Source organism: Pseudomonas kermanshahensis, assembly GCF_014269205.2.
GTDB classification, from domain to species: Bacteria; Pseudomonadota; Gammaproteobacteria; order Pseudomonadales; family Pseudomonadaceae; genus Aquipseudomonas; species Aquipseudomonas kermanshahensis.
Window position 1 is genome coordinate 1,947,062 of the sequence record NZ_JABWRY020000001.1, and the last position, 25,448, is coordinate 1,972,509.

Here is a 25,448-nt window from a genome sequence, read left to right on the forward strand (position 1 = left end):
TACATCATGAGGGAATAAAACTGACGGCTTGTTTTCGAGGGTTGCAGTTACTAGCTAGCAGTTCTGAGAGGTCTTTTTTTAGGAGTGATCCATTAGTGTTGCCGCGTTTGAATGGGCTCGCCAAGTTAAAAAGTTGCTCACCCTGCGGGGTGGGCTTGTCCAGTGGTTTATTGCGGCAAGGTTATCTAATGATTCAAAATTTTTCTGAACAGAGTAAGTCTCTCATGAGCAAGTTGAAGGTCGATTCGCTGGCGTCCTTGGGCGATCTATCTGTCGAAGAACTGCGTGAGCAATTGGGCGATATGGTTGATATTGACGAAGCTCGCCAGTTGCACGACCAAGTACGCCGGGCACGCAACCGAACCCTGCTCGATGAGAAAAATATCATCATCCGTCATTCTCCGCTTGTGCCGAAGCGTCTCCAGCACGTTAACGATCGGCCGATCGAGCGCCCAGGACGATACTGTGCCCCTGGGGATGTAGCCTCGATGTTTTCGCCGGCGGCTTATCTGGCAGAGCTGTATAAACAGGCGAAGGAGTTGTATCCCGCGAAAAACCCCTGGCATATCGACGAACGCCGCCCCGACCTGCGGCAATTGGTACTTAGCCAGAACAATCTGGACACGCCGATCAATGCCCTCAGCCTGTCCAATGAGATATTGCTGAGCCGGGCGATTGAGGCGCTTACCCCGCCGGGCAGCCCGGCGTTGAACCATGACCAGCTTCTTGAAACGCTGTCGACCGATGTCGGCAACAGCACTACGCCGTACCATCATCATCACAATCGCCTGCGCCAGGTGTTTGTCCAGAACGATGCGGATTTGTCGCACCTGCTGGCGGCACCCCACTTCACCAAGCATCTGGATGACGCTGCACTGGCCTGCCTTCACTATGATATATCGCCCGCGTTGCGCCGTTTATTGACGGACGACATCAACGAGCAAAATGCTGAAGAGCAGTTTACCAAGTACTTCCCTGGCATGACGCCAACCGCCATGATGCAGCCCGCGCGCTTGCGCAGTTGGTTTGGCCTGACAGATGCTGAACTGCAAGGCTTCATGGGGGAAATGGATAAAGCTGAATACATTGGGCGCACGCTGACGACACGTGCCGATGACGAAATGATCCAGTTGACGTTGAGTGATACGCCTCCCAATATGCGTTATGTTCGACTGTATCCATTGCATAACGACACCTGGCAGTTGGCGTTCAAGTTTCAGATCAATCGCGTTGTTAAATTTGAACTCAGCGGTCCTTTTGAGTTTGAATTGAAAGCGGCAGATTATGGGCTCGACCACTGTGCGCCTGATGTCGAGTATCGCCACAGTTTCGAATGGGCCGACGTGCCGGCCGAGGCCGCGCTCACCGCTAAATGGACGCGGTCCGCTAGCGCTGACCATGAGAGCCGTGAAAGCACGTTAAATGTTACCTGCACGCGGTTGTCGATCGCTGCGTACCTGCTTCAGTTGAACAAAATCGTTCGCCTGTACAAAGTGACCCAGCTGTCCCCACGGGCACTGCAAGACATCATTAATAGCGTCGAGCCAAGCCAGATCACTGACCAGACGCTGGCCATTGTTTTGCGCACCGCCCATTCAGTAAAGCGTTACGGCATCGATCACCAGGACGCGCTGCTCATGGCCAGGGGGTTTATCTCCGAAGCGTCCGACGGCACTGAAAAAAGCCAGTTCGACCGCCTGTTCAATGACCCGCCACTGGTTGCAGGCGGTTTGATCAGAGACAATACGCGGCTGCGCCTGCACCCGGACCATGCCAGCGAGCATGCCGACATCAAGGCAACCCTCAAGCGTGCCTGCCAAACCGATGACGAAGGGCTGTTCGAGCTGGGCCGGCTTATCAGTGGCCTTGCGGATGCCGACGTTGGCATGAATGTCATCATGTCCCATTTGTCCGCGCTGTACACCTTGAGCCTGTGGGCTCGGCATCACGGTCTGACGCTTGCTGAGCTGCGCCAACTGCTGCAGATGATGGGTGCGCCGCATCCGATGCACTCGCTGGACAACAGCGGATGGCAGCTATTGTTGCAGGAGCTGCGCAGCACCACCGACTGGATGGCTACCCGTGGCTGGACCGTTCACGATCTGCAACTGATGACCCGCGCTGTCGAGGCCATCCCAGCCAGTACCGAAGTCGGCAATCTGCTCAACGACATGCGAGCCGCCTTGAGCGCCGCGCAACTACCCGAAGCACCGACAGTGCAGGATCTGCTAGGCGTGCTTTCGCCCTTGACCGCCTCCACGTTCAACCTCAGTGGTGATGCGTTGGCGCAAGCATTGTTGAACTGGGTAAACCGTGCCGAGCCGAGTGGGCTCACGCTGCAGCAGGCCTGCGAACGCCTGCGCAAGGCCGACCCTTCGGCCCCGCATGAACGTGTCTTGGTCGACTTTGCCTACACCCTCGCGCAAATGACACTCATCGCGCATGGATGCGGCGTCACAGGCGATGCGCTGCGCCTGTTGGTGGAAAAGCCACAGTTGCTGGCAGCCAACGCCGGGCACAGTGGCACCGCTGGCTTGCTGCGGGATGTGCAGACCCTCATGGCGCTCGGCAACTTCAGTGACTGGCTAAGCACGCTAGCGGACCCGTCAGGCGCAGGCGGCGCACTGCTGGCGGCACTTGGTGAAGGTGCAGGCGTATCGTTGTCCCAGCTTTCTATGACTACCGGTGTTGCTCAAGCGACGTTGGCGCAGGCGGCTGTGCATGCACATGACCAAGACGAGCTGAAAGAGCCGACAAAGGTCCACAGCTGGCAGGAAATCGAACTGCTGATGCAGTGGGCGAAACTGGCCGAAGCCTATGCCGTGATGCCAGACACGCTGGCAAAATTACTGGCCCAGGACGACGAGTGGGCCGCATGGCGGCAGATGGCAGACGCTTTTCATGCAGGCTTGAAACCGTCGCAGGTCACGGCGGCCCATGCCGCCACGGAACGGCCGCTTAGCCTGGCGCTGACCGGCGTGCTGGGCGCGAAACAGAACTTCTCTGTCGAAGCGCTGAACAAGCACCTGTTGATCGACGTGCTGAACGCCGAACAGGTGATAAGCAGCCGTATCGCCGAAGCGATGTCGGCCCTGCAGCAGTTCATCCACTGCACCCTGTCGACGCCAGAAGACCCGGCCAACGTGCGCCATGTTGTGCTGGGTCGCCAGTTTTTCAAGGACTGGACGCGTTGGAACGCTAGCTATGCCAACTGGGCTGCAGGGCAAATGCTGATGTACTACCCAGAAAACTACATCGACCCGACGGTACGCCTGGGGCAAACCCCGGCAATGGACGACATGCTGCAAACGCTGGGGCAGGCGCAGGTCAATGACGATACAGTGGGCGATGCCTTCCAGGGCTACCTGAGTGCGTTCGAGGAAGTGGCCAACCTGGAGACCATCAGTGGCTATCACGACAACCGCGAAGCCGACACGGGCAAATCCTGGTTTATCGGGCGTAGCCGCAGCCAGCCTCACCAGTACTGGTGGCGCACGGTAGACGAAGCCAAGCGTGCCCCAGAAGGCGTGCTGCCAGCCAATGCCTGGACCGCCTGGACAAAAATCGAACTGGCCCCGCAAGTGCAAGGGCGCCTGATTCGGCCTGTGGTGTTCCGCGGGCGTTTGCACCTGGGCTGGGTGGAGCGCCAGGAGCACATCATCACCCGTGATGACAAAGGGCAGCCAGAACTGCGTGAGTGGAACTGGACGTTCAAGCTGGCCTGGCTGCGTTATGACGGCAAGTGGAGCGTGCCCATCGAGTACCCGCTCGTGGTCGATATTGGCAAAGATACAGTTCTGGAAGACCTCTCGTTGTTTCTTGCCGCCTGGCCGCAACGTGATGGGCTGCTGGCAGCCATCTATGATCGGGCTGCAGAGAAAGTTAGCGAAGCTTCTACTGTTACCGGCTTGGAGATTTCCGAGAACTTCAGCAGCTGCCCGCTGGGCAGTGTCGAACTGTTCCTGGGGCCGGTGCAGCACTGGCTGGATACCACCCTTGATACCGGCATGTGCGCGGTTTTCGAAGGGCTGGAGTTACCAAGTGCGGAAAATCGCATGCCGGTCAGTGCCGGGAGTGGTACGCCCATCGGTTTTACGCAATTTGATGCAAGGCTCGATGAAGCCAAGGTTATCGGTGGTGAAGGGGAGATTGGGAACACTTACAGCCTGTATTTTCGCAGCCAGTTGTCGGTAACGTCAAAGCGGCCACCCATTGAAAATAAATGGGTTGAGGTACTCCTTGCGCAATACCCTGAATTGGGCGCAGAAACAAATCAAATACGCGGCCTGATACGCAGTAATGAGGGTGCATTGCTGACGCGTCATGAAAATGGCTGGTTTGTGGGGTATCTGGTCATCAGTGAGTCACAAATGAGTGCCTACTTCGGGCATAACAGTAGCTCTATCACACGCGTCGCTAACGATGTGCGCTTGCTTTATTGGACTGGTTTGAAGAGGGTTGAGAGCAGTGCCGGGAACGCAGTGGTCGCACGCGTCACTATTACGCAAGAGGGTCAGTTAAGGCGCATGAGTCTCTACTTTAATGAGGACTCGAGCTCAAATCCTACACCCAGAAATGTACTTGGGGTTTTGGGCTACCCATATGACCAACATGACGACACCCTCTACCCTCAGGATTACCTGAACCTGCTTGGCAAAGTTCGTGCTGAGGAAGTGTTGTGCCGCATCTACAGCGTCGATGGCACGCGCTGGAAAACCGTAAAGGCCAACCAGGAGTACGATCTGTCACAAGGGCCGGCGCAGGTACAGTTGAACACCACCGCACCTATGGGTGACATCAGCGAGTGGGAGGGTGGCAGCGAAGCCCTGCACCGCATCGAGTTCCAGTTCGGCAACGGCAACACCCGCAACTACACTCTCAAGGTTTACAAAGATGCCGATGTACTCAAGACCGCCATCATCGGTGCCACTGATCAAGGCGCTCAGTATCTGGCGCACAGAGGGCAGGTAACCCGCCTCAACACCCTGTTCGCTCGAGAGCTGACAGTAAAGGCGGTGTCGGGGATCGACGCTATCCTGAACTACGACACCCAGCACATACCTGAGCCAAAACTTGGCGTCGTTGTGCGTCTGACACTTCCGGTGTACAAGGAAACGTATCACGGCACAGAGCGCTGGGCCGAAGTCTGGCTTGCTACCGACAAAGAGGCGCGCACCTTGCTTTGGAGGGGCCAGCTCAGCGACAACACCAAGGTGCTCGCCAGCATGTTGTTCGAGTCGGATCAGAGCTATGTCGGGCAACAGTCCTACCACTTGGAGACGAAATACAGCGCTAAACACAACAAGGCCATATCAGGCCTTAGCATCATGATCTCAAGCGAGACCCTGGCAATTCAGCGTGACTCTGATGCGGCATCTACCGGCCAAGTGCTGCTCAAGGACAATGTGGACAGTGTGCAGGTATTTGGCAGGAACGACACTGAAAGCATGGACTTCACCGGCGCCAATGCCCTGTATTTCTGGGAGTTGTTCTACTACACCCCAATGTTGGTCATGCAGCGCTTTCTTCAGGAAGAACGCTTTGACCTTGCCGAACAGTGGCTGAAGTACGTGTTCAACCCGGCTGGCTACTCAGTATCCGGCGTAGGCACACAGCGGATGTGGAATGTACGGCCGCTGGAAGAAGACACCAGCTGGAACGACGACCCCCTGAAGTCGGTCGACCCGGATGCCGTGGCGCAGAACGACCCGATGCACTACAAGTACAACGTCTTCATGCGCCTGCTGGACATTTGCATCGGCCGCGGCGATGCCGCCTACCGCAGGCTGCAGCGCGACACCCTCAGCGAAGCCAGCGTCTGGTATCAGCGCGCGGTGAGCCTGCTGGGCGACGCCCCCTGGGCACCGCCGGCAACGGGCTGGAACGAACCCGTGCTGGGGCAGGCCGCAGCGCCCGGCGAAAGCCCGTTTCTGCCAGAGGTTAACCGGACTATGCTCGGTTACTGGGAGGCGCTGCGCATTCGACAGTACAACCTGCGCCACAACCTGACCCTCGATGGCCAGCCGCTAAGCTTGCCGCTCTACGCCACACCGGCCGATCCCAAGGCGTTGCTGGCCGCGGCAGTGGCAGCAGAGGCCAGTGGCGAACGTGGCCTGACGGAAGTCAACGACGTGCCGGCGCTGCGCTTCACCGTGTTGCTCGACGGTGCCCGCAGCATGGCCGCCCAGCTGATTCATTTTGGCAGCGAGATGCAATGGATTCTCGAGCGCCAGGATGCCGAGGCGTTGGCAGGCTTGCTGGCCAGCCAAGGTGCGGAGCTTGCCGAGAGCAATGTGGCGCTGTTCAAGCACACCCTCAAGGAGCTGGCAGCCGACCGCGTGACCTTGCAAAGCTCGCTGGTGGCGGCCACGGCCAGTCGGAATCACTACCTGAACCTCTACCAAAGGAACATCTCTGATCGCGAGCACCTTGCGCTGAAGTTGCGAACCGAGTCTGAACAGGCAGGTGCGGCTGAATCTGCCCTCATGGCAGGGGCTTCGATCATTGCCGCCTTCCCCAAGATCTTTGGTTTCTCCAACGGTGGCGGTAAACCGGAAGATGTATTGAAAGCCGTTGCCTACGGCTTTGGCGCGCGCTCGAAAGTGTATGGGATCAAGGCATCGCGCCTTAGCCAAGAGGAGGTCTTCGCGCGCCGCCGTGCTGAGTGGAAGTTCCAGTATGAGTCGGCAGAGAAACAGATGGCGACCATACAGGCTCAACTTGATGCCCTTACAGTACGTGAAACCTCCGCCCAGATGCACATTGCCCACTTGAACACCCAAGCTGCCCATTCACAGGCCCAGCTTGCCTTGTACCAAGGCAAGTACACTGGGAAGGCCATGTACAGCTGGCTGCGCGCACGCCTGGCGAGCATTTTCTACACCTATTACGACCTCACTGTGTCGCGCTGCTTGATGGCACAAAAGGCCCTGCAGTGGGAAAAAGGCGACACGGATGTGTACCTGCGCACCGGCACCTGGAACAGCGCCTGGTCGGGTTTGCTGTGTGGTGAGGGGCTGATGCTGGCACTGGGGCAGATGGAAACGGCCTGGGTCAAATGGCAGAAGCGCGAGCTTGAGGTTACGCGCACGGTATCACTGGCCAGGCTCTTCGACGGCAAGCTCAGCTCGCAAGGCCAACCCGTCACCTTGGGTGAGGCGGTCAAGGTGCTGCTTGACGGTAAAACAGTTGAGGTCGATGACCAGCTTGAACACAGCAGCCTGGCACTGGCGGCGAACGGCATGCTGTCGGTGCAGTTCGGCCTTAAAGCGTTGAACCTGGCAGCAGGCTTCGAAACTGCAGCTTCGCGACGTATCCGCAGTATTGCGGTCTCTCTGCCGGCCTTGCTGGGCCCCTATCAAGATGTGCATGCACGGCTGCTGACCAGTGCCCAAGGCCTGCCTGCGGGCTGTGAGCAAATGAACGTTTCCCATGCCATGCAGGACAACGGCCAGTTCAGCCAGCTCAATGGTTACCCGGCATTTCGCCCAGGTAACCAGTTGCTGCCGTTCGAAGGGCTGCACATCGCCAAGGCGGATGATCGCGACGACCAGACCCAGATGTCGTTGAACTTCGCCCAGGCCCAGGGTAATCAGCGGGCACTGCTGGAACGCCTCAACGACATCATTCTGCACGTGCAGTTCACCGTCCGCTAAGGAGCAGGGGAGGGTACCCAGGTGCCCTCCCGCTGAGGCCGACTTCCTATTCCCGACCCTTACGCCCAGGCGCGGGGGTCGTCAAGGAGCAACATCATGAATGATATGTCTGTCACCCCTTCGGGTGCCGGCGGTGAACCTGTGTTCAGCCCCCCCTCGCTGCCGAAGGGCGGCGGTACGGTTTCGGCGGGCGGAGGCATGCTGTCAGTCGGCAGCGCCGACGGCGCCGCAGGTTGGTCGCTGCCTTTACCATTGCCGGTCGGCCGCGCGTTGTCGCCGTCGTTGAGCCTGGCCTACCGTTCTTCGGCAGGTAATGGCGCCTTCGGTGCTGGCTGGCAGTGTAGCCCGCCCACTGTCTGCCGCCTGGACCGCCTGGGTGTCCCCCGATACACCCGCAGTGACCGTTGGCAGGGCCCAGATGGCGAGGAAATCCTACTCGACCGCGGTGCGCCGCGCACTGTCGCCGGTTTGCCGTTTTCCGATACCCCCGCTGCTCACACGGTAACCGCCTGGGTGCAGCGCAGTGGCGGCCGCGACCAGCGCCTGGAGCATTGGCAAGCGCAAGAAAGCCCCGACTCGCCGGGCTTCTGGCTGCAATACCATGCCGACGGCAGCATCACCTTGTTTGGCTGGTCGGCCTCAGCTCGCCTGGCCAAGCCCGGCAAACCGGCAGAGGTCGCCTGCTGGTATGCCGAAGAGACTGTCAGTGCCACGGGTGAGCATGTGGTCTACACCTACCGCAGCGAAGACCAGGCGGGGTGTGATGCGCACGAACTGGCCATGCACCCGCAGGTTGCCAACACCTACCTGGTTGCCGTCCACGCCATGAATGCAACCCCAAGCGCAGCGCTGCTGATACCGCAGCAGGCCTTTCGCCCAGACGATTTCATGACCGTGATGCAGCTGGATTACGGCGAGCGCGGCGTGGATGTGAACACCCCACCGGCGTTCGAGGTGGAGGCACCCTGGCCGGTGCGCGAGGACTGCTTTTCGTACTGGCGCTGGGGCTTCGATAAACGGGTGCGGCGGCTTTGCCACGAGGTACTGCTGTGGCACCGTACGCGCATGATGGCCGGGAACGCTGACCCAAGCCCGCAACTGGTTTCGCGCTTGCACCTGGGGTATGACACATCGGGCGTCGCCTCGGTGCTGGTCGCCGCGCAACAGATCGCTTACGAAACCGATGGCACGCCGTTGTTGCTGCCGCCGGTGGAATTCGAGCTGAGTCGCCCAGGGCGTGAGCACTCAGACTGGGAGGCATTGCCCGACCTCGATGGTTTCAGTGCACCGCACTGGCAGATGGTAGATCTACACGGTGAGGGGCTGCCGGGTTTGCTGTTCCAGGATGCAGGTGCCTGGTGGTATCGCGCGCCAGAACGCAACAGTGACCTGGGTGGCGATGCCATCACGTGGGGCGAGTCACAGGTATTACCGGGAGCGCCGCGCCCAGGCACAGGAATGCTGGCCGACCTCGAGGGTGACGGTCAGCCACAATGGCTGGTCAACCTGCCGGGTGTTCGCGGCAGCTTCACCCTGACGCCGGATGGGCAATGGTGTGACTTCATTGCCGCCGACGCCATGCCCAGCGAGCTGGCCCATGGGGATGCGCAACTGGTCGACTTCAGCGGTGGCGGGCAGCAGGACCTGGTGATGATCGGGCCACGTAGCGTGCGCTTGTCTGCCAGGGTGCGTGGTGCCGGCTGGCAGCCTGCCAGCGACATCGTGCCAGGCCCCGCGCTGCCATTGCCTGGCGGCGAGCACCGGCTGGTGGCATTCGCCGATCTTGCGGGCACAGGTTTGCAGCAATTGATCGAGGTTACGGCCGAGGGCGTCACCTATTGGCCGATGCTTGGCCACGGTCGTTTTGCCAACCCTGTGCAGATGTCGGGTTTTGCTATCGAACACTTCAACGCCGCGCGGGTATTGCTTGGCGATACCGATGGCAGTGGTACTACCGATATCCTTTATGTAGACGCCGACCGCATCCGGGTATTCGTCAGCCATAACGGCAATCGCTTCGTCGAAAGCCATTGCGTGCCGGCGCCAGAGGGGGTTGTGCTCGATGCCAGCTGCAAGCTGCAACTGGTCGATTTGCGCGGGCAGGGTTGTGCAGAGCTGGTGCTGACTGTGCCACACATCTCTCCACGTAGCTGGGCGTACCGCTTCAACGACCGACGCCCCTGGTTGCTGGCCGAGGTGTGCAGCAACACCGGTGGTCGTACGCTGTTCGACTACCGCAGTTCTGCGCAGAGTTGGCTGGATGAAAAGCGTGTTCTGCAAGGGGAAGGTAAGACGGCGATCAGTCGCTTGCCGTTCCCGGTTCACACCTTGGCCCAGGTGACCCTTGTGGACGACATCAGTGGCCTGCGTACTGTCAGTGGCATGCGCTATCAGAGCCCGGTCTGGGACCCAGTCGAGCGCGAGTTTCGCGGTTTCAGGCAGTTGATCCAGACCGACACCCTGAGCGACGCCCAGGGCACGGCCGCCGAGCGTTCGCCGCCGGCGCAAATACGCCAGTGGTTCCTCAGTGGCATCGAAGACCTGGATAGCATCGCGCCACAGGGCTTTGATGGGCAGGGCAGCGCAGAGGCGGACTTTCCCTTGCAACCGGTGCGCTTCACTCGCCTTGAAGGTGACTGCGATGTGCCCTACTCGCCGCAAGGTGCAGCCCGGCGTTGGCTGCTTTGTGCCTTGAAAGGGGCGCAAGTGCGCAGTGAAACCTACGGCCTTGACGGCACTGAACACGCGGGGCTGCCGTACAGCATCACCCGTCAGCGCTGGCAAGTGCGGGTTTACGAGACCGCGCACGCCGACCGGCCCGCCGCCTTGGTAACGCCAGTAGAGACCCTGGCCTTCACCACCGAGCGCATTGTCCAGGACCCGGTTATCACGCAGACACTGGTGATTGGCCAGGACAAGTACGGCCATGTCCTGCAGCAGGTGCAGGTGCATTACCCGCGCCGGGTTACAGTCTCCCCATCGCCTTATCCAGCCTTGCTGCCAGCCGGTTTGCTGGACGATGCGCGCGACCCTCAGCAGGACATGGCCTGGCTTGAGCACGCGCGTCATGGGGTACGCAACCTGGAGGACGGCCATGATTACGTGTCCGGGCTGATCGAAGCGACCCGTACCGATGTGCTGGCGCTGTCAGCGCACGCGCTGCCACAGGGCGGCTTCAGCGTGGAGCATCTGCTGGCACCCGACGGCCCGTTGGAGGGCCTGGATGCTGCCACGCTGTCGGGCTACCAGCGCAAGCAATGGTGCGATGCCCAGGGGCAACTGACCACGGCGCCAACCCGCCAGGCGCTGGTGGCCTACCGCGAAATCGCCATGCTCGAACACGCCACCCTGGCTGCGCTCGAGACAACGCTGTTGCCGCACGAGCTGGCACAGTGGCAGGCCAATGGCGGCTATCACCTCATCGCCTTGGCCGAGGACGGCAAGCGGGTGTACGTCAGCCGCCACGACTTGATCAGGCACCAGGGTGCGCCACTGTTTTATCGGCAGGCCACGCTGCGTGCCAGCGAGCTGCTTGGCGAGCAGCGTGTTGACTGGAGCCCACACGCCCTGCAAGTGCTGAAGATAACCGACGCCGCTGGCCTGGAAACCGGCTTCGAGTATGACTGGCGTTTCCTCACGCCTGTAGCCATGACCGATGCCAACGACAACCAGCACCAGGTCAGCCTCGATGCCTTGGGGCGAGTGACACAAACCCGCTTTTACGGCACGGAACAGGGCCAGTCGGCCGGCTATAGCAGCAAGGCATTCACGCTGCCGGCAACGGTCGAGGGCATCCTGGCACTCGAAGGAGGCGAGGTACCCGTGGCCACGGCGCACCGGGTAGTGACCGACAGCTGGATGCCCTTGGCACGTGACAGCCAAGGGCGTCCTCTGGCTACCCGCATGGGCGAGCTGGCGCTGCGTCGCCTGCTCAAGGCCAAAGGCCTGCCCGCTGTGGACGACAGCGAAAGCCGCCAGCCGCCACATATCATCAGCCTGCAGACCGACCGCTACGACGGCGACCCTGCGCAGCAGCTGCGCGTAAACGTGGCGCACAGCAATGGCGCCGGCCGCCTGTTGCAGACCGCCGTGCTGAGTGCGCCCGGCGATGCGTGGGTGCGTACCGCCGCAGGCAGCCTCGAGCGCGATGCCAACGGTGCTGCACGCGTGCAGCCCGCAGCGCGGCGCTGGGCGGTGACAGGTAAGACCGAGTACGACAACAAAGGCCAGCCCGTGCGCACCTGGTTGCCGTACTACCTCGATGACTGGCGCCCTGTAAGCGATGACAGCGACCACCCCGGGCTGTATGCCGATACCCAGCTGTATGACGCCATGGGGCGCGTTTACCGCGTCCTCACCGCTGCGGGCTGGGAACGGCGTACCGAGTACTACCCCTGGTTCACGGTAGCGCAGGACGAGAACGACACGGCCTGAACGCGACCCTGATGGCGCGCGCTACCTGGCGCACGCCATGCCACTCAACCCAATGCAGAATTCAAGAACAGGAGGCACGCGATGCCTGCTCTTTCGGACAACGCTGTCCATCGCAATACCCCTACCGTCACGGTCGTGGACAACCGCGGCCTGGTGGCCCGGACCATCCACTACCATCGCCACCCGGACACGCCGACCCTGACGCAACCTCGGATTACGCGCCAGCAGCATGACGCCAAGGGTTTCATGACCCACAGTTGCGACCCGCGCCTGCACGCCAGCGGCCGGGGTAACTTTGCCTGGCTGACCGACCTGGCCGGCACCCCGGTGTGCACCCAAAGCGCCGACGCCGGCGTGTCGATCAACCTGAGCGATGCAGCGGGGCGCCCGTTGCTTGCCGTGTCGCGAATCGCGCTTGATGAGCGCGGCGAGCACGTGCGCAGTGAAGCGGTCACCCGCACTTGGCACTACGAGAACGCCACCCTGCCTGGGCGCCTCGTGGGCATTAGCGAACAGGTCAATGGCCACGCGGCTTGTCGGTTGGAGCGGGTGGTATATGCCGGCAACAGCGCCGCAGAAAAAGCCCACAATCTGGCGGGCCAGGCGAGCCGGCACTACCACACCGCCGGTGTGCTGCAGACCCATGGCGTTGGCTTGACCGGTGTACCCCTAGCGACCACGCAGCGTTTGCTGGTGGATGCCGATAACCCGCAGGTGGAGGCGGATTGGCAAAGTGAACAGCCTGCCGATTGGGAGGCCCAACTGCAGCCGGAAAGCGAAGCCAGCACCACGCTGAGCACGGTGGATGCGACCGGTGCACCCTTGACGACGCGTGATGCCGCAGGCCATCTGCGTCGCCAGGCTTACGACGTGGCGGGCCTGCTCACGCAGCGTTGGCTGACGCTCGAGGGCGGCCCTGAGCAGGTCATTCTCAACGCCTTGAGCTATTCGGCGGCTGGGCAAAAGCTGCGCGAGGAGCACGGTAACGGCTTGGTCACCCAATACTGCTACGAACCGCGCACACAGTTGCTGGCAGAAGTACGCACCGAGCGCCCGACAGGGCACGCGCAAGGGGCCAAGGTGCTGCAAGATCTGCGCTACGCTTACGACCCGGTGGGCAATGTGCTCAGTGTGCGCAACGACGCCGAAGAAACCCGCTTCTGGCGCAATCAGAAAGTCGAACCGCTAAGCACCTATGTCTATGACAGCCTGTACCGGCTGGCCAGCGCCACCGGGCGCGAGATGGCCAATGCCGGCCAGCAGGGCGTCAATCTGCCGGATATGGCGATCCTCGATAACGTCACCTACAGCTGCTACAACCGCACCTATACCTACGACATGGCGGGCAACCTGACCCGCATCCGCCACAGCGCGCCCGCCACCAACCACAGCTACACCACCGATATCACCGTCAGCGACCGCAGCAACCGGGCCGTGGACAGCGCGCTAACCCAGGACCCGACCGCCGTCGAGGCGTTGTTCAACGCCAGTGGCCAGCAAAAGGCGTTGTTGCCGGGCCAGCAACTGAGCTGGACACCGCGCGGTGAGTTGCACGCCGTTACCCAGGTCATGCGCGAAGGGGCGGCGGACGATGGCGAAAGTTATCGCTATGACATTGGCAACCAACGCGTGCTCAAGGTCAGTACCCAAAAGACCGCGGCCCACATGCGCACGCAACGTGTGCAGTACCTGCCAGGCCTGGAGCTGCGCAGTACAACCCAGGGCGGCACGTTGACCGAACAGTTGCAGGTGGTGCTGGTGGGCGACGCTGGGCACGCCCAGGTGCGGGCCTTGCACTGGGCTGCAGGCAAACCCCCAGAACTTGCCAACGCGCAACTGCGTTACAGCTATGCCGACCAACTGGGCAGCGGTTGCCTGGAGGTCGATGGCAGTGGTGCGGTGATTAGTCGAGAGGAGTACTACCCGTACGGCGGCACGGCGGTATGGGCCGCTCGCAGTGAAGTGCAGGGGCGCTACAAGTTTGTTCGTTATTCGGGCAAGGAGCGCGATGCGACAGGGCTGTACTACTACGGGTATCGCTATTACCAGCCTTGGCTGGGGCGGTGGTTGAGTGCGGACCCGGCAGGTACGGTGGATGGCTTGAACTTGTACGCGATGGTGCGTAACAACCCGATGACATTGGTTGATGAGTTGGGGTTGAGGGGCAAAGGGAAAAAGAACAAGGGCGGGGGGAACAGCTCCGGAGCACAAGGCACGTCGGTTGCCAGCGGGGCCGGTGACGCTGCTAATGACCCAGTCGCATCAACTTCAGCTTCTGCAGGGGCGAGCCGAGATGGTGCTGGTCTGCTCGCTTCATCCTCTCAATTAGAGCCCTCTGCAGCAGATACCCAAGACGACGATGGCTGGTCGCAAGCTCCTAGTCCTAAGAGTAAGCAGGCAAGCAGGTCGCCGAAGAAAGAATCCGTGGCAGTCAGGGAGGCTGGCAAAACAGATAGTCCAGTGTATGAGAAGTTGAAACGATATCTACCGACAGACAGGCAATCGGGTTATGGTGTTATGGCTATTGGCCAAAGGCCAAAGAGTGATGGTACGAAGCAAGAATATTTCTTCTTGGAAAGAGGTACAGAATCTCGGGGCTTCAAGCATGTGACCACTCGGCACCGTGCCGACTTCGCTGATCAGGGCATAACGAGGGATAAGGACATCGCTGATTTGGTGATGGCCGCCTTGGCCCATGGCAAAGTAATAGGCATTCAAAACCCCCGGCCACTCATGGGTAAACGTCCAATTTACGAGGTCACTTTCAACAACGAACAGCACTTCGTTGCAGTACAACTTTCAACTGACGGCTACGATAAAGCAGAGAGCGTGATAGGCGCTAACCCTAGTGAGAAGCACTACTCCGCCAGAAATGCTGTTGCGAGGTCACGTAAAAAGTAACCCGTGTCGGAAATCTACTATTCTTGGCGCTAAATATGATATGGCGGACGCCTGAAGACGCCTAGAATGACACCCACTTCGGATGTCATGTGAGCAGCGTCCATGGTCGCCCTACAACAACAACCACAGCCCCCCGAAGCCACCTCGCAGATAAAACCGGAACTGCGGGTTGGCTTCGTGCTCCTCAACCAGTTCACCCTGGTCCCGGTCGCTGGCCTGGTCGACTCGCTGCGCTTCGCTGCCGACAAGTCGTTCCGCAGCCAGCAAGTGTATTGCCAATGGGACTGGATGACCCTGGACGACCAGCCGATCACCGCCAGTTGCGGCATGCCCATTTCGCCGACCAAACCGCTCAACCTGTTTGCCCAGTACGACTACATCGTGCTGGCGGGCGGGCTGCTGGGCGAAACGCGTAACCCCCCAGACTGGCTACTCGATGCCCTGCGTGAGGTGCATGCGGCCAATATCCCGATCATCGCCCTGTGTTCAGGTTCGTTCGTGCTGGGCAAGGCCGGCCTGCTCGATGGCCGGCGGTGCGCGTTGCATTTCACCTTGCGCGATGAGTTCAAGGAGCGTTTCCCGCTGTCCACCGCCGTGATCGACAAGAGCTATGTGGATGACCGCGGCATTATCACTTGCCCGGGCGGCACGGCCATCGACCTGGCGGCCAACCTGATTCGCCGGCACTGCGGCGCGGTGCGTGCGCAGAAGGGCTTGGAGTACCTGCTGGTGGACGAGCGTGCCGACGCGCAAGAGGACAAGGCCGCCAGCGAAAGCGTTTACCAGAACGACCGTGTGCAACGGGCCATTGCCTTCATGCGCGCCAACCTGGATGCCTCGATGACCCTCAAGGCGGTGGCCGAGGCAGTGGGCACACACCCGCGGCAGTTGCACCGCGAGTTCGTTGCCAACACGCAAGAGCCGCCGGCCAACTACTGGCGCAAGCTGCGCCTGGACCACGCCCGGCGCTTGCTGGTGAATACCAGCCAGAACATCACCACCATTGCCTTGGCGTGTGGGTTTTCCGATGCGTCGCACTTCATCTTGTGGTTCCGCAAGCAGTACGGCGAGACGCCTTACAGCTTCCGCAAACGGCGGCATGAAGTGGAGCGGTTTGACTGGCATGGGGACAAAGTAGGCTTGGACCCGGAGCTGTAGCTGTGTACACATCTCCAGCGCTACCCGTGTAGGCGCTGGCTTGCCTGCGAATGGGCCGCAAAGCGGCCCTGGCGCTATCAAAGCTGACCAAAAGCCTGAATTTCGATCCGATACTCAGGCGCCGCCAGCGCAGCCCCCACACACGCCCGTACCGGTGGCTGCTGCCCGACCCAAGCGTCATACACCTCATTCATCGCCGCAAACTCCCCCATGTCAGCCAGCCAGATCTGCACGCGGGTCAGGTTGCCCTTACCTGCGCCAACCTGTGCCAGCCACTGCTCCAACTGCGCCAGCACGCACCGCGTCTGCGCAGCGATATCGCCCGGTGCAAGGGCGACGATCCCGGAGGTTTCCAGGCGGCCATCCACCAGAACCATCTGGCTGGCCCGTTTGCCGGGGTTGATACGTTCGATCATCCGCGCGCTCCTCAGAACAGTACGTAGGTCTTGCGCAGGGTCTCGCGGATCTCCCACACGCCTTCGCAGTTCTCCGGGAACAGCACCGCATCGCCCGCCCGCAGCTCGACCGGCTCGCCACCGTCGGGGGTAAAGGTGCAGCTGCCGCTGACGATATGGCTGAATTCGCGGTTTTTCAGGAAGCGGCGGAATACCCCGGGGCTGCTTTCCCAGATGCCGATGCTGGCACCCACCGCTTCATCGGTCTGGTCCTGGGCGCTGGCGGCGTGGGCGATCGGTTCGCCGATCGGCAGCCGGGCAGGGGCTGGCGTGCCCAGGGGCGAGGTAGCGGCATTGCGGACAACGGTAAGCACTTGATTCATGGTGTGGCTCCTTCAGGCTTTTCGGGCAACGTTTTTGTAGGACGGTGACGGTGCAGGGGCGGCCCCGCCCAATGCGGCGGCTTGCTGCAGGTCGAGCTTGCTGGTCTCTGGGGCCAGCCACCACGAGATCAGTGCACCGAACAGTGAGATCAACGCGGCGGCGAACATGGTGTTGGCAATGCCATAGGTGGCCAGGGAAATAGGCACCAGGTAGGTGCCCACGGCCGCGCCGATACGTGACAGCGAAGTGGCCAGGCCAACGGCAGACGCGCGGATCTCGGTGGGGAACAATTCGTTGGGGTAGACGTATTCCAGCACCTGGGCGCCGCCGATCAACACCGCGTAGGCGCCAAACAGCACCAGCACGGTGGTGGGCGATGCGTCGGGGAACACGCCCAGCAGCACCAGCGACATGCCCGACCAGAGGAAGCTGTGGATCAGCATCTTGCGCCGCCCCAGGCGGTTGATCAGCTTGGTTGCCAGCAGGCAGCCAAGGGTGAACAGCAGGGTGATGGCGATCGAGCCGTAGGCGGCCCAGTCGCCGGTGAGCTTCAGCGCCTGCAGCACCTTTGGGGCGAACGCATAGATGGCGAACAGCGGGACGATGGCGCAGGTCCAGAACAGGGTGACAAAGGCCATGCGCTTGCCGTAGCCGGAGTGGAACAGCGACCACACCGACACCGGTTTGCCGCTGACGTGTTCGGGCAGATCGGCGATGGAGTAATCCGGGCCATAGACGCGTTTGATCACGGCATCCGCCTCGGCAGTGCGGCCCTTGCTCAGCAGCCAACGTGGCGATTCTGGCGTGCCGCTACGGGCAATCAGGAACAACGCACCCGGGACCAACGCACTGGCCAATACCCAGCGCCAGCCGTCATCGCCGCCGACGCGCAGCAACAGTTCACCGACCACGTAGGCCACGGCGGCCCCGGCGAACCACATCAGTACCATCGCCGCCAGCAGCGGCCCGCGTTGCTTGCGTGGCAGGAACTCGGCCAGCAGCGAGGTAGCGATCGGGTAGTCGGCGCCGACCGCGATACCAATCAACAACCGCCAGGCGAACAATGCCCAGGCCGACTCGACCCAGAACTGCGCCACCGAAAAACCGACAATGGCGATCAGGTCGACCAGGTACAGCACCTTGCGCCCGTATTTGTCGGTGAACCAGCCACCCAGGAAGCCGCCGAGGAACACCCCGATCAGCGCCGAAGCCGCAATCAGCCCCTCCCAGAAGGCCGACAGTTGCAGGGCCTGGGTGATCTGCAGCATGGCCACGCCGATGATGCTCAGCACATAGCCGTCGAGGAACGGGCCACCGGCGGAATAGACCGTCAGTTTGCGGTGGAACGCATTGAGTGGCGCATCTTCGACGGAGCGTTTCGGGACAGACATTGGACTTACCTCTTGTTGTTATTTGACGCACTTGCGTGGCGGCACTATGGCACCGGGTTGCAGGGGTTCCCTATAACGATTCGGACGGGTCGTGGGATGGCATTGCGAAGTGTGAATGGCACTGTAGAAGCAGCCTTGTGCTGCGAAGAGGCCGGCGACATCAGCCAAGATTTACGGCGTTGTCACCGGCCTCTTCGCAGATCAAGGCTGCGCCTACCGCGACCGAGTCAATAGCGCATCCAGCACCACTTCGCAGGCCGCGCCCCAGCTGGCACTTACCGGTTGATGCATCAACACGGCCAGCCCATCGGCGGTAAAGGTGCCCGGCGTGGCAATCGCTTGCCCCAGGGCCTTGAGCGTGTGTTCGGGTTGGCGCTGGGCACTGCTCACACAGTCGTGCAGGTTGCCCAGTACCAAAGCGCGTGCGTCGGTTGCGGGCAAGCCTTTGTCAGTCAGCCACTGCTGCAGGTCGTGCAAAAGGAAGTAGAACCAGCCATTCATGCACGCGGCCACCGTGGCCAGCTCGAACGCCGCTTCATCCTGCAATACCACCAGGTTGCCCAGCCCGGCCAGGCATCGCTCAGCGGGGGGATCCGGGGGGTAGACCACTACTGTGGACTGGTTGTGTTGCGCGGCATAAGACAGCATCACGCGCACGCAGTGAGCGGCGGGGAAGGCGGCTTGCAGCTGTTGCAGGTTCACACCTGCTGCGAACGACAGCAGGCGTTGTCCGGGGTGCAGGTGTACCTCGCCGGCCAGGTGTGCCAGTGATTCCGGGCGCACGCCCAGCATCAGCACCTCGGCCTGGTCGACTACCGCCTGATTGCTCGGCAGTACCTGGCAACCGTGTGCGTGGGTCAGTGTTTCGGCGCGCTGGGCGTTGCGTGGCGACAGCAGGATCGCGCCGTCGAAACCACCGCGGCGCAGGCCGATAACGACTTTTTCGGTCAGCTCGCCGACCCCGAGGATGCCCAGGCTATGCATGATGCCTCCTTGTCAGCTTTCCAGGCCGGCGCGGCGCTGGCCCCAGTGCAGGTTCAGGTTGACGCCCAGGCTCAGCAGCGGCTCCGGCGGGTTGCGGTTGGGCCCGGCCGCGCCCAGCAGGAAGTCGATCAGCTCGTCACGCTCGCCACTCAGCCAGTCGGCCAACAGGGTCCCGGTGGCGGTGCCCCGTGTAATTCCCAGGCCGTTGCAGCACAGCGCCGCATGGACATTGGGTGCCAGCGTGCCGAAGTGCGATTGGTGGTTGCGCGACAGGCACATCGAACCGCCCCAGGTGAATTCGAACGGTGTACCCGCAAGCATCGGGAAGCGCCGCTCGAACGACGCCCGGTGCTGTCGTCCGGCCCGTTGCAGGTGGCGCTGGTTGGCGCGCCCATCGGCGTTGAAACTGAAGCTGTTGCGCACCAGCAGGCGCTGGTCCGGGGTGCGTCGCAGGGTGCTGCCAAACGGGTCGGCGGGGATGATGCCCCAGGTCGCCTTGCCACCCAGGCGTGCTTGTTCGTCTTCGCTCAGGGGCCGGGTCATGCTGGCGTAGGTGAAAATCGGCAGCAGCCGCCCCGGCAGGAAGCCGAAGTACGAGGCGAAGGCGTTGTTGGTCAGCAGCAACTGCTCGGCAACGATCTCGCCATGGGCATGCGTAAGGGTGATGCGCGTGCCCTGTTCGATGCGGGTGATGGTGGTGTGTTCGTACAGCGTCACGTTGCTGGGCAGGCTGTCTGCCAGGCCTTTGGCCAAGGCGGCCGGCTGCAGTAACTGGGTACCTGGGGTGTACAACGCTTTGCGGTAGAACGCGGTGCCGAAGTGCTCGGGCAGGTCACGGGCATCGATCATCTGGTAAGGCTGGCCGAGTTTCTCCAGGCCGCTGCGGTACGCTTCGAGCACCGCCAACCCCTTGTCTTCGACCGCCGCCTGGTACTTGCCGTCCGGGCGGATCTGGCAGTCGATGCCATGCTGCTGGATCAGCGTGTGCAGTATCGACTGCGCGCGCAGGTTGAGCTTGAGGTTCATCCGCGCCGTGGCCAGCTCACCGATGTAGTCCGGTGCGCCGATGTCATGGGGCAGGTCGATGGCAAAGCCCGAGTTGCGCCCCGAGGCGCCAAAGCCGACTTCCTGGGCTTCGAGCAGGATCACCTCGTCATTCGGGTGATGCAGCGCCAGCTGCCGTGCGGCGGCAAGGCCGGTGAAGCCAGCACCGAGCACCACCCAGCGCGCTTCGCTCCGCCCCCGGTGCGCGGCACGTGGCTGGCGCAGGGGGCTGAGGTGGAACCAGCCGCAACCGTTGTCGTCCGCGGGGGTAGAGGTGTTTCTGTACATGGGTTTTATCCGTGTTGTTTTCTTCACTGTCGCATGGCCAGGGCGGGGGGCATATAACGGGAATGACGGGTCGTGGGAGGTTTTGGATTGACCGCGGCAAGCCCTGCATGATTTGCTCGGTTTGCCGGTGATTGGCCCGTGCAAAGGCCCCGGCACCTAACGATCATTCAAAGGAAACTGAAGGTCTGCCATGTCCGAATACACGCTCCACTGCTTCGCCGAATCCGGCAATGCCTACAAAGCCGCCCTCATGCTCGAACTCACCGGCCAGCCTTGGCAGCCGGTGTTCGTCGACTTTTTCAACGGCCAAACCCGCGAGCAGGCCTGGCGCGATGAAGTGAACGAGCAGGGCGAGGTGCCGGTGCTCGAGCACGCGGGCAAGTCGTTCACCCAATCGGCCTTGATCCTGGAATACCTCGCTGAGCAAACCGGCCAGTTTGGCCCACGCGATGAGGACGAAAAGCGCGAGATCTGGCGGTGGATGCTGTTCGACAACCACAAGTTCACCAGCTACTACGCGGCGCTGCGGTTTATCTATTGCCTGAAACAGATGGGCGAAACCGATGTGACCAAGTTTTTGCGTGATCGCGCCACGGCGGCCTATCGCATCGTTGATGCACATTTGGCGAAGACGCCGTTCATGGTCGGCGGGCGCTTGACCATCGCCGACCTGTCGTTGGCGGGGTATGTGTTCATGCCTGAAGACACGGGTATCGCGCTGGACGAATTCGTTCATATCGAGGCCTGGAAAGCGCGGATCAAGGGCACGCCAGGCTGGAAACACCCCTATGACCTGATGCCGCGGACAGCGCCTGTTCAAGTGCCATTCGGATGACTGGTCGTGACAAGCGCTAGCGCATGACTACGCTCAGGACGTAAGACACATTCTGCAACAACTGGCCAGTTGGCCCTGATGGATCTCGCTCACCCGCTGCAGATGGAAGGCCGCACTGGTTTGCAGGTCGCCCCATGGGGGGGCCGGAACTCACGGGGGTCATGTGCAACCCCCGTGCTACTCCAAGCGGAGGCTCTACATGCTCAAAAAATGCTTGTTGGCTTTGGCAATCGGCGCGGTTTTGTCAGCGTCGGCCGTGTTGGTGCCTGACTCCATTGGCGGTGCGTCCAGCGCGTATGCGAAGGATGGCGGTGGTGGAGGTGGCGGCGGTCACGGCGGCGGCAGCGGTGGTGGAGGTGGTCATGGTGGTGGCAGTGGAGGCGGCGGCAGTGGCGGTGGTGGAGGCCACGGCGGCAGTGGGAGCGGACACAGCGGCGATGGCGGCGGACATGCCAGCTCAGGCCGTGGTGAAAGTGGACGCAATGGCGCCGATGATGGTGCCAACCATGAGGCCAACCATGAGGCCAACCATGAGGCCAACCATGAGGCCAACCACGAAGCGAATCACGAAGCGAATCACAGTGTTGGCGAGGCCCACGGTGTAGGGCATGGCGCCGATGATGGGGCCGATCATGATGTCGGCGATGATCATGGCGGTGACCGCACCTAGCATTTGAGTGGCCCGTACCGGCCTTTTCGCGGGTAAACCCGCTCCCACAGGATCTTCACTGGCCTTGAAAGCAGTGGAATACCTGTAGGAGCGGGCTTGCCCGCGAAGAGGCCGGTACGGGCACTGCACATTTCAAATCGACAACCGCACCACCCGGTTATCTAGAACTTGCGATGCTTGCCCCCGCCTTTTGTTCACCACCAACTCGCCAATCGCAATCAGCCGGGTCCGGGTGATGTTGCGCGACAGCCCCAGCAACTGCGCGGTATGCACCTGGTTGTAATGGCAAAAACGGTACGCCGAGCGCAGCAGGGCATTTTCGACCTTCTCGTACAGCCCCCCAGGCTGCTCCTCGTACAATTGGCTAAACGCCCGCTGCAGCAGTTCTTCCACGGCATTGCTGGCAGGCTCCTCCTGCCGTTCGATACGCAGGTTGGACAGCCGCAAATCCTCCGCCTGGATCACCCCGTCAGCACAGGTCAACAAGCTGTGGTGAATGACGTTTTCCAACTCACGGATATTGCCCGGCCACGCATAGTCAACCAGCTTGGCCTGGGCCGTCGGGTTCAGTTCCACCGGCCCGTAGCCCAGCCGGTCGCTGTAGCTACGAATGAAATGCCGCGCCAATGGCAGGATGTCACCTGGCCGGTCACGCAGCGGGTGCAACTGCAAGGTCACCACGTTTAGCCGGTAATACAAGTCTTCGCGAAAATGCCCGGCATTGATGGCCTTCTCCAGCTGCACGTTGGTCGCCGCCAGCACCCGCACATTGATCGGGATGCTTTTGCGTGAACCCAGCCGCACCACTTCGCGCTCCTGCAACACCCGCAGCAGCTTGACCTGGATCGGCAAGGGCAGGTCGCCGATCTCATCGAGGAACAGCGTGCCGCCGTCAGCCTCCTCGAACCAGCCGGCCTTGGCCGCCAGGGCGCCGGTGAAGGCGCCTTTTTCATGGCCGAACAGTTCGGCCTCCACCAGCGACTCGGAAAACGCCCCGCAATTGACCGCGACGAATGGGCCGTTACGCCGGCCGCTGAGGTTATGAATATGGCGTGCGACCAGCTCCTTGCCCGTGCCGGTTTCGCCGATGATCAGCACGCTCGCCTCACTCGGCGCGACCTGTTGCAGGTGGGCGAGCAGCGCCTGTGACCTGGGGTCTTCGAAAACCTGCGCGGTCGCCCTGATCGAGGTGGCCAGTGTCGGGGACGGGGGGAGGGTCAGCAGTTGCATGGGCAATCCTCAGGAGTAGAAGGATGGGTCAGGGCGCTTGCCGTTGAGGGCCCACTCGCCCAATTCATGGATGCGGTAGTCCACGGGGTCGTGCAGGGTCTGTGTCCTCAGGTTGCGCCAGTGGCGGTCGAAGCGCAGCGAGGCGTGGGTAGCGCGGGCACCGGTGACCTCGAACAGCCGGTTGCAGATATCCAGGCCATGGCGGCTGGCGGCAACCTTGGCGGTGCCGATGGCCAGGGCCAGGTCGCCGCGTTCCTCTGCGCTTAAGGCATGCTCCTTGGCCCAGGCGCTATCGAGCTGGCGGGCAGCGCGTTCGATCAGCAAACGGACGCTTTCCAGGCCGATCCAGAACTCGCCGTAATGGCGCAGCACATAAGGGTCTTCGGCAGTGGTGGTGGCGTTTGAGCGGAACCACGGCCGGCTTTCCTTGAGGGTGTACTGGCGGGCTTCCTCGTACGCGCCTTCGGCGATACCCAGGAACAGGTTGGCGAAGTGCAGCTGCGCGATCAGCGGGCGCAAGGCGGCGAAGGGCGTGCTCAGCGGCCCTGGGTCGAGCAGCAGTTCAGAGTGCTCGACCCGCACCCGTTCAAACGTGGCGCTGCCGCTGTCGGTCTGGCGCTGGCCGATGTTGTGCCAGTCGCTGTGCAGGCTGATACCGGTACGGCCACTGGGGATCGCGGCGATCAGCAGTTTGCCGCCCGCGCGTGCGTCCACGGCGGAGGCGATCAGCATTTCCGAGTCGCTGGCACCGGAGCAGAAGCTCTTCTTGCCAGAGAATTCGCACCAACCGTCGAAGTGCTTGACCACGGTGCGTGTGTCCAGCGGGTTGAGGGCGTTACCCCAAAACCACTGCTTGCGTGCAGTCTGCTCGAACCACGGCTGCCATTGGTCTGGGCGCGAAAACAGGCGCACGGTGGCCAGCATCAGGTGATGGAAACCGAAGACGTGGGCAATGGAGCTGTCGACCCGGGCGAACTCGCGCACCACTTCGAAAGTATCGAACCAGCTCGCGCCTTGGCCACCGAACGCTTGTGGGATAGCCAGCGACAACAGGCCGCTGCCACGCAGCGCGTCGCGCTCAGCCTTGGGCGTACCGCCGCGCTCGTCACGCTCGACGGCGGTCTGGGCGAACTGCCCAGCCAACTCGCGGGCGATGGCCAGGGCAGGGCGTGGTGCCGTGTTTACCGGTGCATTCATGGCCGCTCCTCAGGCGCTTTTGCGCAGCGCGTGATGGGCGCCGAACAGAGGCACGGCACGTTCGGCGGCCAGGCGGATACGCGCGGCGAGGGCCTCACTGGAAACGCGGTAGTCGGCCAGTTCCGCTTGGCTGGCAAACACACCAATCGGCAGTGTCAGGGCCTGCAGGAAGCTGAACAGCGGGCGCAACTGGTGATCGAGCACCAGCGCGTGGCGCTCACTGCCCCCAGTGGCGGCGAGCAGCACTGGGGTGTCGACCAGGGCGTCCTGACCAATAAGGTCGAACAGATGCTTGAAGTGGCCGGTAAAGCTGCCGCGGTACACCGGCGTGGTCACCACCAGCAGGTCGGCCTTTTCCACCAGCCGCAGTTGATGCTCCACCGCCTCGGGCAGCTCGCTGCGCCACAGGGCACTGCCCAACGGGCGGGCAATGTCACCCAGGTCGATGAGGTGAGGCTTGATGTTCAGGTGTTCGGCCAGTTCCGCGAGGATCGCCTCGGTCAGGGCCAAGGTGCGCGAAGGGCGGGAAGTACCGCCAGACAGGGCGACGACATTCAGTGGGGTGCTCATGGGCAAGTCTCCGGTTCGGGTTGAGCGGGGGACTTTGCTGGAGCAATCGTCGTGCCGTTTATAAAACGTATTTTAGATCAACGGGTTACGCGTTATAGCGCCCGGGGCGATGTTGCCGTGCGGGCGCTGGCTGTTGATCGGATGTTGCGCTGCAGACAGTTGGCCGGGTGTTGGCGGCTGTACAGTTGGGAGTGTTATAGAGGAATTTGGGTGCGGCTAAAAAAGAATAAGAACTCATATTCTTATTCCACGAACCAGTCGGCGCGCGCGAAGCTCGATTTCCTAGGCGCTGCAAATCCCATGGCGAACCCC

At 61.7% G+C, this 25,448-nt stretch carries 15 protein-coding genes; 5 read left to right on the forward strand and 10 right to left on the reverse strand.

The features are described from left to right. Nucleotides 1-41: 41 nt before the first annotated feature. From HU764_RS09170 to HU764_RS09185, 4 genes are all read left to right on the forward strand, one after another. Complete coding sequence (locus HU764_RS09170; RefSeq protein WP_186703192.1) at nt 42-7,655, forward strand: Tc toxin subunit A-related protein; 7,614 nt, start codon at nt 42-44, stop codon at nt 7,653-7,655. A 96-nt stretch (nt 7,656-7,751) separates the two neighbouring features. After that, nucleotides 7,752-12,089, forward strand: coding sequence for a SpvB/TcaC N-terminal domain-containing protein (locus HU764_RS09175; protein WP_186703191.1), 4,338 nt, complete (start codon nt 7,752-7,754; stop codon nt 12,087-12,089). A gap of 81 nt (nt 12,090-12,170) precedes the next feature. After that, nucleotides 12,171-14,990 (forward strand): RHS repeat-associated core domain-containing protein, encoded by a 2,820-nt coding sequence (locus HU764_RS09180; RefSeq protein WP_186703190.1) that lies wholly within the window; start codon nt 12,171-12,173, stop codon nt 14,988-14,990. A gap of 102 nt (nt 14,991-15,092) precedes the next feature. Beyond that, the gene (locus tag HU764_RS09185; RefSeq protein ID WP_186679763.1) at nt 15,093-16,148 is read left to right on the forward strand and encodes a GlxA family transcriptional regulator; all 1,056 of its coding nucleotides are present in this window, start codon (nt 15,093-15,095) and stop codon (nt 16,146-16,148) included. Between the two features lie 77 nt (nt 16,149-16,225). Here HU764_RS09185 and HU764_RS09190 read toward each other — a convergent pair whose 3' ends face one another. The 5 genes from HU764_RS09190 to HU764_RS09210 all read right to left on the reverse strand — a co-directional run bounded on the left by HU764_RS09190 (nt 16,226) and on the right by HU764_RS09210 (nt 20,634). After that, complete coding sequence (locus HU764_RS09190) at nt 16,226-16,564, reverse strand: RidA family protein (protein ID WP_027593698.1); 339 nt, start codon at nt 16,562-16,564, stop codon at nt 16,226-16,228. Nucleotides 16,565-16,575: 11 nt separating this feature from the next. Beyond that, on the reverse strand, nt 16,576-16,926 hold the full coding sequence (locus tag HU764_RS09195; protein ID WP_186679760.1) for a cupin domain-containing protein: 351 nt from the start codon (nt 16,924-16,926) through the stop codon (nt 16,576-16,578). A 12-nt stretch (nt 16,927-16,938) separates the two neighbouring features. Next, nucleotides 16,939-18,318, reverse strand: coding sequence for an MFS transporter (locus HU764_RS09200; protein ID WP_099453710.1), 1,380 nt, complete (start codon nt 18,316-18,318; stop codon nt 16,939-16,941). 213 nt (nt 18,319-18,531) lie between these two features. Continuing rightward, nucleotides 18,532-19,302 (reverse strand): NAD(P)-binding domain-containing protein, encoded by a 771-nt coding sequence (locus HU764_RS09205; RefSeq protein ID WP_186703189.1) that lies wholly within the window; start codon nt 19,300-19,302, stop codon nt 18,532-18,534. A 12-nt stretch (nt 19,303-19,314) separates the two neighbouring features. Further along, on the reverse strand, nt 19,315-20,634 hold the full coding sequence (locus HU764_RS09210; protein ID WP_186679753.1) for an NAD(P)/FAD-dependent oxidoreductase: 1,320 nt from the start codon (nt 20,632-20,634) through the stop codon (nt 19,315-19,317). A 190-nt stretch (nt 20,635-20,824) separates the two neighbouring features. Between HU764_RS09210 and HU764_RS09215 the strand changes: the two genes are divergently transcribed. Continuing rightward, nucleotides 20,825-21,469 (forward strand): glutathione S-transferase family protein, encoded by a 645-nt coding sequence (locus HU764_RS09215; protein ID WP_186679751.1) that lies wholly within the window; start codon nt 20,825-20,827, stop codon nt 21,467-21,469. Between the two features lie 244 nt (nt 21,470-21,713). Here HU764_RS09215 and HU764_RS27935 read toward each other — a convergent pair whose 3' ends face one another. From HU764_RS27935 to msuE, 5 genes are all read right to left on the reverse strand, one after another. After that, on the reverse strand, nt 21,714-21,899 hold the full coding sequence (locus tag HU764_RS27935) for a hypothetical protein (protein WP_217835003.1): 186 nt from the start codon (nt 21,897-21,899) through the stop codon (nt 21,714-21,716). Between the two features lie 27 nt (nt 21,900-21,926). Beyond that, the gene (locus HU764_RS27940; RefSeq protein WP_186703188.1) at nt 21,927-22,121 is read right to left on the reverse strand and encodes a hypothetical protein; all 195 of its coding nucleotides are present in this window, start codon (nt 22,119-22,121) and stop codon (nt 21,927-21,929) included. A gap of 150 nt (nt 22,122-22,271) precedes the next feature. Beyond that, nucleotides 22,272-23,369 carry a sigma54-dependent transcriptional activator SfnR gene (gene sfnR, locus HU764_RS09230; RefSeq protein WP_186679743.1) on the reverse strand — a complete coding sequence of 366 codons (1,098 nt, stop codon included), beginning with the start codon at nt 23,367-23,369 and terminating at the stop codon, nt 22,272-22,274. A 9-nt stretch (nt 23,370-23,378) separates the two neighbouring features. After that, nucleotides 23,379-24,566: an acyl-CoA dehydrogenase family protein gene (locus tag HU764_RS09235; RefSeq protein WP_186703187.1), complete on the reverse strand. Its 1,188-nt coding sequence runs from the start codon at nt 24,564-24,566 to the stop codon at nt 23,379-23,381. 9 nt (nt 24,567-24,575) lie between these two features. Further along, the gene (gene msuE, locus HU764_RS09240) at nt 24,576-25,136 is read right to left on the reverse strand and encodes an FMN reductase (protein WP_186679739.1); all 561 of its coding nucleotides are present in this window, start codon (nt 25,134-25,136) and stop codon (nt 24,576-24,578) included. Between the last annotated feature and the right edge of the window lie 312 nt (nt 25,137-25,448).